This is a genomic window from Schaalia georgiae DSM 6843, assembly GCF_000429245.1.
Classification (GTDB): domain Bacteria; phylum Actinomycetota; class Actinomycetes; order Actinomycetales; family Actinomycetaceae; genus Pauljensenia; species Pauljensenia georgiae.
In genome coordinates, this window is sequence record NZ_AUBM01000006.1 from 1 (window position 1) to 13,891 (window position 13,891).

General features: G+C 69.5%; 12 protein-coding genes and 1 pseudogene. 7 read left to right on the forward strand and 6 right to left on the reverse strand.

Annotation, left to right across the window (positions count from 1 at the left end):
* Positions 1–242: pseudogene (locus G447_RS10735) on the forward strand (hypothetical protein); the annotation flags it as partial.
* A gap of 192 nt (positions 243–434) precedes the next feature.
* On the opposite strand, the gene G447_RS0100010 reads toward G447_RS10735, so the two are convergent.
* Entirely contained in the window at positions 435–1,559 is a 1,125-nt protein-coding gene (locus G447_RS0100010) for a GuaB3 family IMP dehydrogenase-related protein (RefSeq protein WP_026429585.1), read from the reverse strand.
* A gap of 260 nt (positions 1,560–1,819) precedes the next feature.
* On the opposite strand from G447_RS0100010, the gene G447_RS0100015 reads away from it, so the two are divergent.
* Entirely contained in the window at positions 1,820–2,551 is a 732-nt protein-coding gene (locus G447_RS0100015; protein WP_131295627.1) for a hypothetical protein, read from the forward strand.
* Between the two features lie 80 nt (positions 2,552–2,631).
* A complete protein-coding gene (locus G447_RS0100020; RefSeq protein WP_026429587.1) occupies positions 2,632–3,348 on the forward strand; it encodes an exonuclease domain-containing protein in 717 nt (238 codons plus the stop codon).
* A 135-nt stretch (positions 3,349–3,483) separates the two neighbouring features.
* Here G447_RS0100020 and G447_RS0100025 read toward each other — a convergent pair whose 3' ends face one another.
* The 4 genes from G447_RS0100025 to G447_RS0100040 form a co-directional block, all read right to left on the reverse strand.
* Positions 3,484–4,173, reverse strand: coding sequence for a transaldolase family protein (locus G447_RS0100025; RefSeq protein ID WP_005870319.1), 690 nt, complete (start codon positions 4,171–4,173; stop codon positions 3,484–3,486).
* 401 nt (positions 4,174–4,574) lie between these two features.
* Positions 4,575–6,098 (reverse strand): IMP dehydrogenase, encoded by a 1,524-nt coding sequence (gene guaB, locus G447_RS0100030; protein WP_026429588.1) that lies wholly within the window; start codon positions 6,096–6,098, stop codon positions 4,575–4,577.
* Positions 6,099–6,297: 199 nt separating this feature from the next.
* Positions 6,298–7,566: an AGE family epimerase/isomerase gene (locus tag G447_RS0100035; protein WP_026429589.1), complete on the reverse strand. Its 1,269-nt coding sequence runs from the start codon at positions 7,564–7,566 to the stop codon at positions 6,298–6,300.
* A 154-nt stretch (positions 7,567–7,720) separates the two neighbouring features.
* Positions 7,721–8,641, reverse strand: coding sequence for a MerR family transcriptional regulator (locus G447_RS0100040; protein WP_026429590.1), 921 nt, complete (start codon positions 8,639–8,641; stop codon positions 7,721–7,723).
* Positions 8,642–8,946: 305 nt separating this feature from the next.
* Here G447_RS0100040 and G447_RS0100045 point away from each other — a divergent pair, with 305 nt between their 5' ends.
* Entirely contained in the window at positions 8,947–9,243 is a 297-nt protein-coding gene (locus G447_RS0100045) for a WhiB family transcriptional regulator (protein WP_005868814.1), read from the forward strand.
* Positions 9,244–9,407: 164 nt separating this feature from the next.
* Positions 9,408–10,214, forward strand: coding sequence for a DsbA family protein (locus G447_RS0100050; RefSeq protein WP_005868838.1), 807 nt, complete (start codon positions 9,408–9,410; stop codon positions 10,212–10,214).
* 121 nt (positions 10,215–10,335) lie between these two features.
* Here G447_RS0100050 and groES read toward each other — a convergent pair whose 3' ends face one another.
* Positions 10,336–10,632, reverse strand: a complete 297-nt coding sequence (gene groES, locus G447_RS0100055) for a co-chaperone GroES (protein ID WP_005868844.1) — start codon at positions 10,630–10,632, stop codon at positions 10,336–10,338.
* 225 nt (positions 10,633–10,857) lie between these two features.
* On the opposite strand from groES, the gene G447_RS0100060 reads away from it, so the two are divergent.
* The gene (locus G447_RS0100060; protein ID WP_026429591.1) at positions 10,858–12,090 is read left to right on the forward strand and encodes a class I SAM-dependent methyltransferase; all 1,233 of its coding nucleotides are present in this window, start codon (positions 10,858–10,860) and stop codon (positions 12,088–12,090) included.
* A gap of 599 nt (positions 12,091–12,689) precedes the next feature.
* Positions 12,690–13,871, forward strand: coding sequence for a glutamate--cysteine ligase (locus G447_RS0100065; protein ID WP_026429592.1), 1,182 nt, complete (start codon positions 12,690–12,692; stop codon positions 13,869–13,871).
* Positions 13,872–13,891 lie beyond the last annotated feature (20 nt).

Here is a 13,891-nt window from a genome sequence, read left to right on the forward strand (position 1 = left end):
CGTGGAGGAGGGGCAACAAGGAAGCCCGCCTGACCCACCACTACGAGCAGACCACCCACGGGGACGAAAGACGGGTGATCACGTTGACGACCACGTGGGACGCCACCACCACCAACCCCTTCACAGGCCAAACCCTCACCCTCCCAGCAGCAGTGACCACCACCGAGAAATCCGACCCCTTCCCCATCTCCCACCTACGCATCGACCTGACCGACACCGCCGACGAACAAGACGGCCACTAACCCCACAACACACACAACACAACACGACCAGCCCACCGGGCAAGCGCACTCCCAGACCCCAGCAGCCCCGGCGAACCCGCCCGCACTGGCGCAGCCCCCAAGCGGCACCAGCCGCCGACTGCGGTCCCCGCAACCCGTGCCCGGCGGCCTCGGGAACCGGCTGCGGCCCCGCAACCCGCGGAAAGATAAAGATCACTGGGCGGAGTAGGGACTGACCACCACCTGTGCCTTCTGCAGGTCCTTGACCTCGGAGTACCCCGTGGAGGCCATCGTCCGTTTGAGAGCCCCCACGAAGTTCAACGACCCGTCCGCCCTGGTCGAGGGGCCGTAGAGAATCTGTTCCAGCGTGCCCGTGGTCCCCACGTGCACGCGCTGGCCGCGCGGCATGTCGGGGTGGGTCGCCTCGGAGCCCCAGTGCCAGCCCCGCCCCGGGGCCTCCTCCGCCCTGGCCAGCGCTGCGCCCAGCATCACGGCGTCCGCCCCGCAGGCGATAGCGCGCGACAGGTCGCCCGAGCGCCCGATCCCCCCGTCCGCAATGACGTGCACGTAGCGCCCGCCGGACTCGTCCATGTAGTCGCGCCGGGCGGCCGCCACATCCGCGATAGCGGTCGCCATCGGCGCGTGGACCCCCAGGGACCGCCGCGTCGAGTGCGCCGCTCCCCCACCGAAACCGACCAGCACCCCCGCGGCTCCCGTGCGCATGAGGTGGAGCGCCGCGGTGTCCGTGCACACGCCGCCCACAATGACAGGAACATCGAGCTCGTAGATGAAGCGCTTGAGATTGAGGGGCTCGTGGTGGCTGGACACGTGCTCCGCCGACACCGTGGATCCCCGGATGATGAACAGGTCCACCCCCGCGTCCACCACGTACCGCCAGTACTTCTGGGTCCGCTGGGGTGAGAGTTTCGCCGCGACCACCACCCCCGCCTCGCGCAGTTGGCGCAGGCGCGCAGTGATGAGCGAGGGTTTGATCGGCTCGGAGTAGATCTGTTGCAGCCGTGCGATCGACTCGTCCGCGCCCAAACGCGCGATCTCGGCGAGGAGCGGCCCGGGATCCTCGTAACGGGTCCACAGGCCGTCCAGGTCCAGAACCCCGATGCCACCCAGGCGCCCGAAGCGGATGGCAGTGGCGGGGCTCATCACCGAGTCCATGGGCGCGGCCATCAGGGGGATGTCCACGTGGTACGCGTCGATCTGCCAGCCGACGTTGACATCCTCGGGGTCCCGGGTGCGCCGCGAGGGGACCAGCGCGATGTCGTCGAGCGTGTAGGCGCGGCGGCCCCGTTTGCCCCTTCCGATCTCCACTTCGTGACTCATTCTCCGATTCTACTGCACGACAGGACGCGGATGCGCCCCCGTGTCGCACCGGAGCTAATGGCCAAGATTACGCTCGGCATGCCCTCGCGACCGTCGGGAAAGCCACTGGGAATGACGTGCAGATGCAGACGGGAGAAAAAACGCGCGAGTCGGCCGCGCCCCACCTATACTGACTCTCATGGGATCGCCTCTCAGATCACCACCGAGGGCGATCGCAATACAGGGGGAATAAACGAACCTCCTTCCGCAACATCATGAACATGGGGGAGCGCGTCATGGCTGGCAAAAGCAGAAAACACAAAAAGCGAAACGGAAATCACGCCAAGGATTCCAATCCGAGGAGCGGGGAACAACAGGAAAATCGCGATGCGGGATCCAGCCCACAACAAGAGTTGCTCACAGTCGAGAAAGCGCAATTCAACTTGCTGATCAAACTGACGGGGCTCTCCCTGGCCCTCAGCAACTTCCCCCTGCTGCGAGACGAATTAGCAATAATGCTCTCCACAGAATTGTCACTCTTTGCCTACGGCACCGCGCAAGCAGTGATACTGGTCCTGATCGTGCTCTGCGCATGCAAGAATCGTCGCATCAATCAGATCCAAAAGGGAATGCAAAGCGACATAAACGATTTCTACGCCAAGAGCAGGACTCGTAGGCTGTTCAAAAGATTCGCTGGCCCCGGAAAACATGAGGACGGCATTATTCTCACCGACTGGCAGAGGCGGCTCAAAAAGAGGGGAAAACGGGAAGGCATTCGCAACCCGGAAGTTCTCAGCGACATTCTCGGCAGATTCAGCGATGTCCTCGGGCTCTTGATCTCATTCTTCGCACTATCCTTCACCGCGGCCCCAATTCCAACGCTTAACACGATTGCCGCGTTTATCTTCCTCATATCACCATTTGTCTTTTCCGCCTATACGTGGGTCTATTTCAAAGCTTCCAATCAGCACCTGGTCAACCGGATCTTGAGCAACGAAACACAGCACCGTTAGCTCATCGCAACCATTCCTTGGAGACGCAGATGTGCCCGTCCTCTGCCACACTGGAGCCACCAGCGACGACAGGAGCAATCATGACCTGGACCAGCGACCCATGGTTGGGCTTCGACACTGAGACGACGGGGACCTCGCCCTTCAAGGACCGCCTCGTGACGGCGGCGCTCGTGCTCCGCGTCGAGGGGCACGACGACCAGGTGGCCACGTGGCTGGCCGACCCCGGTGTGGAGATCCCCGAGCAGGCGAGCGCCGTCCACGGCATCACGACGGAGTACGCGCGCGAGCACGGCCGCCCGGTCGAGGAGGTCCTCGATGAGGTGGCGGGATGCCTGACCGAGCACTGGTTCCGGGGCTTCCCCGTGGTCGCGTTCAACGCCTCCTACGACATCACCCTGGTGGACCGCGAGCTCTCCCGCCATGGACTGGCCACCTTCGCCGAGCGCCTCGACGGGGAACCGATGCTGGTCATCGACCCACTGGTGCTCGACCGCAAACTCGACCGCTTCCGCAAGGGGAAGAAGACGCTGACGGGCATGGCCCCCGTGTACGGGGTGGAGGCGTCGCCGGACGCCCACACCGCCGAGGTGGACGTGGCGATGACCCTCGACGTGCTGGCGGGGATCGCGCAGAAGTTCCCCGAGCTGGAGGAACACGACGCCGCCTCTCTCACCGACTACCAGACCAGGGCGCACCGGGAGTGGGCGGAGGACTTCGAGAAGTACCTGCGCCGCCAGGGCCGCGAGGCGTCCATCGAGCGCGATTGGCCGCAGATCATGCCCCGCCCGCGCGACTGAGGGCAGCACGGGGCACACACGGCAGGGGCCGACCCGGGAGGCCCGCGACGGAGAGCAGCCCGGCCCCGCCCGGCGGACAGCGGACCGGCCCGGGCGCGCGGGCAGGGGCCGGGAGTCGCCGCCGCGCGGGCTCCGTCACTTCTCCTTGATGAGGTCGAGCCACGTGCGCTGCTCGCCGATGAGGTACGCGAAGTCGCGGTTCTGATCCGCGATGGCAGCGTCAGTGGCCGGGTTCTTGATGAGGGCGGCCAGAACGTCAGGGGCGGCGGTGATGGCGCCGACTCCTTGGCGGACCAGCTCGAGCACCTGCTCGGAGTTCTTGAAGGAGGCGGCCAGCACGTCCGCCCCCAGCTCGTAACTGCGCAGCGTGCGGTGGATCTCCGAGGCGACGCGCACGCCGTCGATGCCGTAGTTGTCCATGCGGTTGACGTAGGGGGCGACGTAGCGGGCCCCGGCCTTCGCGGCCATGAAGCCCTGCATGGAGGAGTGGATCCCGGTCGCGGTCACCTGCATCCCCTCACGGACGATCCGGGGGATCGCGGCGAATCCCTCGCGCGTCACAGGCAGTTTGATGAAGAGGTTGCCCCCGATCTCCCCCCGCAGGGCCCTCGCCTCGGCGACCATGTCGTCGGCGCGCTCGGAGACGATCTGCACATGCAGCTGGGCGCCGTCGGGCAGGATCCCCTTGATCTGGTGGAGGACCTCGAGGGGTTCCTTGCCCTCGCGGAAGAGGATCGTGGGGTTGGTGGTGACACCGTCGATCGGCAGGTAGGTGAGGGTCTGCGCAATCGCATCGACGTTGGCGTGATCAATGAGGATGAGCATACGTGCAGCTCCTTGACTCAACAGGAAAATACGTTCAGCAGGTCAAGGGTACTCCGACTGGACCGATGAGGAGTAACCCACGCCACGCCCGAATCCCACGGGCGCCACGCTGATGGCACGCAGCAGCCGGGCGGAAAAGGCGCCCACCCCAAGGAAGCCACGCCCCCAGCTGGGCGCTCCCCGCGCGCCGGGGAGAAAACAACCGGGCTCGTCAAAAATGGGAACTGAGCCCGCCCCCCGGTACCGGGCGGGAGAAGTGGCGTCTCGACCCCGCTGGACGGCAGAAGCGACCCCCGACCTCCCCGGGCGGCAGAAGCGGCGCCTCGACCTCGCCGGGCACGGGAAGCGGGCGGGAGCAACCCACCGGCCGGCCCCGCCCGCGATCCGCGCCCGATCTGCGACTACTTCGCGGAGGAGGAGTGGTAGTTCGGGGCCTCCGTGGTCATCTGCACGTCGTGCGGGTGCGACTCGCGCAGCCCCGCGCTCGTGATGCGCACGAAGCGGCCGTTCGCCTTGATTTGAGCAACCGTGGAGGCACCCAGATAGAACATGGTCTGGTGCAGCCCGCCCACGAGCTGGTAGATGACCGAGGCCAGGGAGCCCGTGTAGGGGACCTGCCCCTCGATGCCCTCGGGGACGATCTTGTCGTCGCTGGACACGTCGGCCTGGAAGTAGCGGTCCTTGGAGTAGGACTTGCGCCCGCGCGAACTCATGGCGCCCAGGGACCCCATGCCCCGGTAGCGTTTGAACTGCTTGCCGTTCGTGAACACGACCTCGCCCGGGGACTCCTCGCAGCCAGCCAGCAGGGAGCCCAGCATCACCGTGTCCGCCCCCGCCACCAGTGCCTTGCCGATGTCGCCCGAGTACTGCAGTCCACCGTCCGCGATGAGTGGCACGCCGGCGGGCCCGCACGCCTGGGCGGCCAGGTGAATGGCCGTGATCTGCGGAACGCCGACGCCCGCGACCACTCGGGTCGTGCAAATGGAACCGGGGCCGACGCCGACCTTCACGGCGTCGACGCCCGCGTCGATGAGGGCGCGGGCGCCCTCCGTCGTCGCGACATTGCCACCGATGATATCGATCCCCTCGAACGTGGGATCGGCCTTGATGCGGCGGATCATGTCGAGGGCCAGCTGCGCGCCGCCGTTCGCGGTGTCGACGACCAACACGTCCACCCCGGCCTCGGCCAGCGCCGTGGCGCGCTCCCACGTGTCGCCCCAGTAGCCCACGGCCGCTCCGACGACGAGCCGCCCGCGCGAGTCCTTCGTGGCGTTGGGGTACTGCTCGGTCTTGACGAAGTCCTTGACGGTGATCAGGCCCGTCAACCGGTCGTCCTCATCGACGATGGGGAGCTTCTCGACGCGGTGCTCGGCCAGCAGGTGCTTGGCGTGCTCGCGGGAAATACCCACCTGGCCCACGACCAGCCGGTCCCGCGGGGTCATGCACTCGCGCACGTGCAGGCGCGACCAGCTGCTCTCGGGCACGAAGCGCAGGTCGCGGTTCGTGATGATGCCCAGTAGAGTCCTGTCCTCGGACACCACGGGCAGGCCCGACACGCGGTAGTGGCCGCACAGGCGGTCGAGGTCGTCGATGGTGGCGTCGGGGCCGACGGTGACGGGGTCCTCGACCATTCCGGACTCGCTGCGCTTGACCTGGCGGACCTGCGCGGCCTGCTCCTCGATGGAGAGGTTGCGGTGCAGGATGCCGATGCCGCCCTGGCGCGACATGGCGATGGCCATGCGGGCCTCCGTGACAGTGTCCATCGCGGCGGACAGCAGCGGCACGCGCAGCGAGATGTTCTTCGTCAGGCGGCTGGTCGTGTCAACGGACGAAGGAACGACGTCCGTGAGCTCGGGCAGGAGGAGCACGTCGTCGTAGGTGAGGCCGGTCAGGCCGAAAGGATCGTGTGTTGTCAGTTCTCCCATGGGCCAAGTTTAGGCGTCGGCGGCGCAGCCCCTCGAATCGTGCGCCTGGGACCGCTCGGCCGTGGGGGAACTCACGGGCGGGCGGGACGGGGGCACTCCCATGCCGCGCCCGCCCCGGGCAGCCAGGCTTTTCGGGTCCAATGTGTTCAGGGTATGGCGCTCCCGTGCCGCGCCCCCTGGCGTCCCTGGGCGGGGGCGCTCACACGTCGAGGCGCAGCAGGGCAGCGGCTGCGGCGTAGGCGTCCGGGCGCCCCTCCCACACGCGGGTGGACACCGATCCGTCGGGCGCGAGCTCGTGGATCCACCGCCCCTGCCCCGCCCGCAAGCGCTCGTCGATCCACGCGACGGTGCGCGCGTAGTCGGTCGCCAGGCGGGCCGCAGTGGCGCGGTCGCCTCGCGAGGCCGCCCACTGGCCGAGGCCGTGGGCGGCCCGCAGCGCCTCACAGGCGACCCACCACATGCGCGACTCGACGGAGGGACGGCCCGCGCCGTCCACACTGAGCAGGAAGCCGCCCCCCTGCGCCCATCCGTCGGACTGCGAGCGGTCGTAGACGGCCACGGCCGTGTCGTACATCCACGGGCTGGGGGGCTCGCCGAGGCCGTTGAGGACTCGCGCGAGGCGGGCGATGAGGCGCACCGCCCGCAGGCCGAGGCCGGGCAGGGAGTCCCCGGGGACCACGAGGTCCCACGTGCGGGCGGCGACCGCTCCCCCATCGGACGCGACGAGGGAACCGGCCCGCGCCTCGTCGGTGTCGAGGGCGGCCCCGGGGGGCAGTGGGCGCCAGTGGGCGTCGAACAGGTCCGGCAGCACCCAGCCGCTGCGGGCCGCCGCTTCGCCGGTGAAACGCATGATCGAGCGCGCCCGGTCCAACCACGCGCGGTCGTCGCACAGCCGCCACGCGCTCATGTAGGCGTCGGCCGTGCTCAGCGCGTCGCCGAGGCGGCGCAGGGCGCCCGGGCGCGAGTAGTCGGGGTCCCAGGAATGGCGGGGCATTCCGAAACCCGGGTCCCACCAGTGGGCCTCCTGGTCCGCGAGCGCCCGCGCGAGCAACTCCCGCCCCTGGTCGTGGCCGGCGCGCGCGGCCCCGCATGCCGCGACGATGAGGGCGGCCAGTGAGCCCTGGTCCGTGCGCGCGCCCGGCAGGGGCGCCGGGCCAGACTCCGGGGCCGGGGCGAGGGCGCCGTACCAGCCTCCCCCGGCCCTGGCGAAGGGGCCGGACAGGGCCTCGAGGCCGTGTTGGACCAAGTGGGCAGCGCCCTCCGTGCCGCGTTCCTGGGCGAGGGCGAAGGTGGCCGTCATGCGCGCGTTGATCCACAAGGAGGCGGGCCGCCCCATATCGACGCTGCCGTCGGCGCGCAAGAAGCCGTAGCCGAGGGGGGCCTTCGCGCGTGAGGCGAAGGCGACGAGTGCGTCGAAGTCTTGTCCGAACGCGCTTGCCAGCGCTGCGTCGTTCCACGGGGCGTCCATCGAGTGCTCCTGGATGATGGGATCTGTGCATGGCCACGGTATCCCATCGGCTCCCCTCCCGCAGGAGGTCGCACCGCATTTCCGGCCGCAGGTACCGGGAGGGCGGGTGGCGCGGGAGCGGGGCGCCGGGCGGCCCCTCCTGCCAGCCCGGGTGTCAGAGGCGCCCGACCGCGCCGGGTTCGGCGCCCGGCGCGAGCATCGCGATGGCCTCCTCGACGCACGCCGCCGGAGTGCGCACGCGCTGGATGTTCTGGGAGAGGATCTCCGGGGTGTCCGCCCCGACCAGGAGGATGTTCACATCGGACCGGTCTGCGATGGTGGTGACGAACTCCTCGCAGGTGCCGCCCCTGCCCATGACGACGACCAGATCGACCTCGTGGGAGGCGGAGTGCGCGGTGAAGCGCTCGGCGGCGCACACCCCGCCGTACCGCTCGGAGCTGAGGATCCGCACGTCGAAGCCGTACCAGGTCAGCGCGACACCGACCACTTGCGCCCCCATCTCGTGGATGGCGTCGCACATCACCACGATCCGGGCGGGGACCTGCGCAGGGCGGCGCGGGCGCGACCGGTGAACCGCTTGGAGGACGTGCTCGAAGGCGCACATCAGGACACGGGACGGGGAGCCGCCGGGGACCTCGCCGTCCGAGCCGGAGCGGATCTCCTGCAGCGCCGGGGCGACGAAACGGCTCCACGTGTGGACGAGACCGTACTCGGACACCGCTGACTCGAGAAGCTCCTGGAGGGCGTGCGCCTCCCCGGACTCGGCCATGACCCGCAGCTCCGCGGGGCGCACGGGCGCACTGCGGTCCGGGCGCGCCCGGTCCGCATGGACGGCGGCGGCCGCCTGCCCGGTCGGCATCCCGCTGCGCACCAGGCCGATCATCGCGCGCAGCCGCTCGACATCGTCGGGCAGGTAGCGCCGGTGCGCCCCCGCGGCGCGCTCCTCGGGGCCGACGCCGTACCTGCGCTCCCAGGTCCGCAGGGTCGAGGCGGACACCCCGAGGCGCTTCGACACCTCGGTGACGGAGAGGGCGGCTTCGGGCACGGACTGCGCGCCGAGCACTGCACGTGGCATGGCCCCTCCTCGGCTGTCGTTCACTGTTCCTGCTTCGATTCTCACGCTCGCCGCGGGGGCGCGCCACTCGAAACGGGAGCGGGTGCCCAACACCCCAACTTATTCACCCACTTATTCACCACTTATCCATTCAGGAATCGCAATACTTTTCAGACTTTTCTCAGGTAAAGCCGGGTATCCTGAGAACTGGCTCATAATTTGCGAAGGGTCCTTGAATAACTACCGCGCAAGTGTCTATCCTTTTCACGTTCACGCGCGCAGGGGCTCCCCCGCGCGACCGCACCAAGACACCGAGGAGGCACTCCATGACCGACGTCTCCCGTCTGCCCGGACCCATGATCGACGCATGGGAGTGGCAGTACAGGGCCGCTTGCCGCGACCTCGACACGGAGCTCTTCTTCCACCCGGAGGGGGAGCGCGGCTCCACGCGCCGGCGCCGCGCCGCCAATGCCAAGGCCATCTGCGCCTCGTGCCCGGTCATCGAGCAGTGCCGCGCTTACGCGCTCGCCTCCCAGGAGCCCTACGGCATCTGGGGCGGCATGACCGAGGAGGAACGGCGGGAGGAGATCCGCGCCTCGGGGCGAACCCGGCGCGCCTCGTAGCGCACTCCGCTAGTCGACCGCGGTGGCAGCATCACACGATGTTGCCACCGTTTTCCACGCCGCCCACGGCTCCGCCCCGCCCCGCCCACGGGATAGCAGCACCGGGGCGTGAGACAATACGCGCATCCACCACCGCCCCCAGGGGCCGCACATGAGGAACACATATGAGCGACACCGACAAGGAACCAACCACCACCGCCCCCCAGGGGCGCGCCCCCTCGGGCTCCCCCCTGGTCATCGTGCTCGTCGCGGTCATCGCGGTACTCGCCGTCGTCGTCGCGTACCTGGTGTGGGAACGCGACGACTCCCCCGCCGAGTCCGGGGCCTCCCCGGCCACCTCGGCCCCCGCTTCGGAGTCGGCCAGCCCCGAACCCACCTCCGCCCCCGCTGTGACGGACCCGAAGGCCCTCGAGCTCATCCGCTCACTGCCCAAGCGCGACTCCTCGGACGCCCAGGCCAAGGGGCGCACGGACGCCACCGTCGTCATGGTGCTCTACTCCGATTTCGCGTGCCCGTACTGCACGCTCCTCGCACAGCAGGTCGAGCCCCAGTTGGCCGACCTGGTCGAGGACGGGACCCTGCGGATCGAGTGGCGGGATCTCGCCCAGATCAGCGAGACCTCGCCACTGGCCGCGCAGGCCGGCCTCGCCGCGGCGGAGCAGGGCAGGTTCTGGGAGTTCCACGACGCCGTCTACGCGGCGGCGGACCCCTCCGACCACCCCACGTACACGACCGATTCACTCGTGGAGTTCGCCAAGACCGCGGGCGTGCCTGACATCGACCAGTTCACTGCGACGATGAACGACGCCCACACCGCGGAGAAGGTCACCAAGGCGGCGGACGACGCCCACGGCATGGGGATCTCCTCAACGCCCTTCATGATCATCGGGAACGCCGTGATCCCCGGATACCGCGACGCCGCGTTCGTGCGCCAAACGGTCATCGACCAGGCGGCGGAGTCCGCCCAGTAGGCGCCCCCGCCCCCACGCGCAACGCACTGCGGGCCCGGACCCCGGGGAGGGATTCGGGCCCGCAGGCTCCCGCGGCCCGTCCGGGCGCGCGGACGGCCCCGCGAAGCGGGACCGTCTGGGCTCAGCGCTCGACGACGGCCAGGACGTCGCGCGAGGAGAGGATCTGGTACTCCTGACCCTCGTACTTGACCTCGGTGCCGCCGTAGCGGGAGTAGATCACGGTGTCGCCGACCTTGACGTCGACGGGCACACGGTTGCCGTTGTCGTCAACGCGACCGGGGCCCACGGCGATGACCTCGCCCTCCTGGGGCTTCTCCTTGGCGGTGTCAGGGATGACCAGGCCGGAAGCGGTGGTCTGCTCGGCCTCGACCTGACGGATGACGATACGGTCCTCGAGGGGCTTGATGGAGATCGACACTGTCGTTCCTTTTCTCTTGCGAAGAACTCTTTCGTCCCTTCCCTGCCGTCGCGGGGGCCAGGTGCGGGACCGGTGGCGGCCTTGGCCGCTATCCGTGTAAGAGTCTAGGCACGCCCCTGGCACTCGGGCAAGCCGAGTGCCAATCCGGGCGGGGCGTTCAGCCCTGAGCGCACCGCCCGCGCCGCCTCGCCGCCCCCGCCCCTCCCCCATGGCACAATCGGGCGTGTGAACAGCGCGCTCGCCCCCGTACTCACCTCGCCCGGCTGGGACATCCTGCGCTCCTTGGGCGAGCGCACATCCCCGGGCACGGACCTCGACCTCCTCGGCGCCTCCCTGCGCAGGGCGGGGACGCCCGCCGATATCGTCTCGGCGGTGCTCACACAACTGGAACTGCGTTCCGCCGCCCACGCCAAGTTCGGCCCCTACGCGGACTCCATGGTCTTCACGCGCGATGGCCTCGAGCAGGCGACCCGCCTGGTGGTCGCCGCCCACCACGCCCGCCGTTTCCGCGAGGCGGGGGCCTCGTTCGTCGCGGACCTGGGCTGCGGCATCGGCGGGGACGCGCTCGCCATCGCGGGCCTGGGCCTGCGGATCCTGGCGGTCGACCGCGACCAGGACGCCGCGGCCGCCGCCGCCATCAACCTGCGGCACTTCGATGAGGCGGGCGTCCTGCGCGGGGACGTGACCGAACTGGACATGGCGGACCTGCGGGGCCAGGGGGTCGACGCCATCTTCGCCGACCCTGCGCGGCGCACGGGAGCTGGGGGCGGGTCGCGGCGCATCGCCGACCCCGAGCAGTGGTCCCCTCCCCTGTCCGCCGTGTGGCGGTGGCGGAGCAGCTTCGAGCGCGTCGGCGTGAAACTCGCGCCCGGGATCGCCCACAGCGCACTGCCCGCCGACTGCCACGCCCAGTGGGCGAGCGTGGACGGGGACCTGGTGGAGGCGTCCGTGTGGACCCCGGCCCTGGCGCCGGAGGGCCCAGGGCGCAGTGCCCTCGTCATCACGGGGGCGGGCGCGCGCGTCCTCGCCGACCCGGCGACCGCCTCCGCCGACGCGCCCGTGCGCCAGGCCCCCTCCGGGGAGCTCGGCGCCGTCCTGGCCGAGCCCGACCCGGCGGTCATCCGGTCGGGCGGGCTGGCCCACCTGGCAGACTCCATTGGCGCCCGCCTGATCGACCCGCGCATCGCCTACCTCACGGCGGACGACATCGCCGCCAGCCCACTGCTGAGCCGTTTCGAGGTGGTCGCCCGCACCGCGCTGCGCGCCAAGGCGGTGTCCGCTGCCCTGCGGCCCCTGGGAGTCGGCTCCGTGGAAGTCAAGAAGCGCGGGGCGGACATCGACCCGGCCGCGCTGCGCAAGAGACTGGACCTGACCCCGGGCGGCCCGGGCGCCACCGTCTTCGCGACCCGCGTCGGCGGACGCCACTGCGCCATTATCGCGAGGCGCCTGGCGGACTGAGGGGCCGGTTGATCGAGGGCGGGGGTTGGGTTCTGGAAGCGGGCGTATGGCCCAGAGCGCCAAGCGCCCGGCCCTGCGGGAGGCATGCTGGTCGCCCCGCCCGCCCGGGCACGCCAACGGGGGCGATCCAAAATGCGTCTGGGTTTCGCTGTTTTCGGCGGGCTCTGCACGGGAGTGGTCCAAAATGCGTCTGGGTTTCACGGTTTGAGTCGGAAATGGGCGGATCCGGTCAGACTCAGACGCATTTTGGACCACATGCCCGCCAAGCCCCCATTTCCGCCCGAGACTCAGACGCATTTTGGACCACCGACCCCTCGCGCACTCCAGTATCCGCGCTACCGGTGGACTCCAACGCTCAACTCGTCGTTGACGGCCCGGGCCAGAGGCACTGGTTCAGCTCGAACAACGGCGACGAGTTGTCCTTTGACGGCCCCTCCCCGCCACACCCCGACGGCGGCTGCCGCCTCGTGCCGGAGAACCCCGTAGACAAGGCTGCCCCACTCGCGACGCACGGCGAGACGCATGTCAACCGCGCAAATCCTGCCGTCCGGCCCCGCGGCTGGGAGACTAGGGGACGCAGGCACGAGAAGGAGGCCCCGATGCCCCTGCCATTCGGCCGGTCCGCCCGGTCCACCCTCGGAGTCGAATGGGAACTCCAACTGGTCGACCAGGACTCCCACGACCTGCGCCAGAGCGCGGACGCCGTCATCGACCAAGCCACCGTCGACGGTGAGCTCTTCACGGGAATCCACCGCGAGATGCTGCTCAACACCATCGAGGTCACCTCCAAGCCCCGGGCCACCGTGGCCGACTGCTTGGCCGACATCACCTCGTGCGTCGACTTCCTCTCCCCCATCGCCCGTCGGCTGCGCATCGCCCTCGCCGCCGCGGGCACCCACCCCTTCGCGCGCCCCGGGCGCCAGCGCGTCACCAACAGTCGGCGCTACGCCCAACTGGTCGAGCGCACCCAGTACTGGGGCCGCCAGATGCTCCTGTACGGCGTCCACGTCCACGTGGGGGTGGAGGACCGCGACAAGGTCCTGCCCATCCAAGCGGCGCTGTCGACCCACCTGGGGCACCTGCAGGCCATCGCCGCCTCCTCCCCCTACTGGGCGGGCGTCGACACCGGCTACGCCTCGAACCGCGCGATGGTCTTCCAGCAGCTGCCCACAGCCGGGATCCCCCGCCACTTCGACACGTGGGACGCCCTGGAGAGCTACACGGAAGACATGATCCGCACCGGCGTCATCAAGGGCTTCGACGAGGTGCGCTGGGACATCCGCCCCTCTCCCGCTTTCGGGACCGTTGAGAACCGGGTGTTCGACGCGGCGACCAACATCCTCGAAGTGGGGGTCTTCGCCGCCCTCACCCACGTCCTCGTCGAGCACTTCTCCCGCATGTACGACGCGGGCGAAGCCCTGCCCGTCCTGCCGGACTGGTTCATCGCCGAGAACAAGTGGCGCTCCGCGCGCTACGGCATGGACGCCGAACTGATCCTGGACCCGCAGGGCACCACCGAGCCCGCGCGCGACACCTTCGCGCGCCTGGCCGAGGAGCTGGCGCCCATCGCCTCGGACCTGGGGTGCGCGCAGGAGTTCGACGGGATCGGGACGATCCTGGGCGTCGGAGCCGCCTACGAGCGCCAGCGCGCCGCCTTCGCGGCCGCCCGACCGGGCGAGGGCCTGGACGCGGTTGTCTCCCTCATGTGCGCCGAGATGGAGGCGGGCCGCCCCCTCAGTCTTGCGGAGTTCGCGACATTGCAGGTCCCCGACCTGGGATAATGGGGTAACTCTTTCCTGAA

Coding starts and splice junctions, on each gene's coding strand:
- G447_RS0100065 (WP_026429592.1), top strand. CDS start 12,690: ATGCCCCTGCCATTCGGCCGGTCCGCCCGGTCCACCCTCGGAGTCGAA.
- G447_RS0100040 (WP_026429590.1), bottom strand. CDS start 8,641: ATGCCACGTGCAGTGCTCGGCGCGCAGTCCGTGCCCGAAGCCGCCCTC.
- G447_RS0100010 (WP_026429585.1), bottom strand. CDS start 1,559: ATGAGTCACGAAGTGGAGATCGGAAGGGGCAAACGGGGCCGCCGCGCC.
- guaB (WP_026429588.1), bottom strand. CDS start 6,098: ATGGGAGAACTGACAACACACGATCCTTTCGGCCTGACCGGCCTCACC.
- G447_RS0100015 (WP_131295627.1), top strand. CDS start 1,820: ATGGGGGAGCGCGTCATGGCTGGCAAAAGCAGAAAACACAAAAAGCGA.
- G447_RS0100025 (WP_005870319.1), bottom strand. CDS start 4,173: ATGCTCATCCTCATTGATCACGCCAACGTCGATGCGATTGCGCAGACC.
- G447_RS0100045 (WP_005868814.1), top strand. CDS start 8,947: ATGACCGACGTCTCCCGTCTGCCCGGACCCATGATCGACGCATGGGAG.
- G447_RS0100020 (WP_026429587.1), top strand. CDS start 2,632: ATGACCTGGACCAGCGACCCATGGTTGGGCTTCGACACTGAGACGACG.
- G447_RS0100050 (WP_005868838.1), top strand. CDS start 9,408: ATGAGCGACACCGACAAGGAACCAACCACCACCGCCCCCCAGGGGCGC.
- G447_RS0100035 (WP_026429589.1), bottom strand. CDS start 7,566: ATGGACGCCCCGTGGAACGACGCAGCGCTGGCAAGCGCGTTCGGACAA.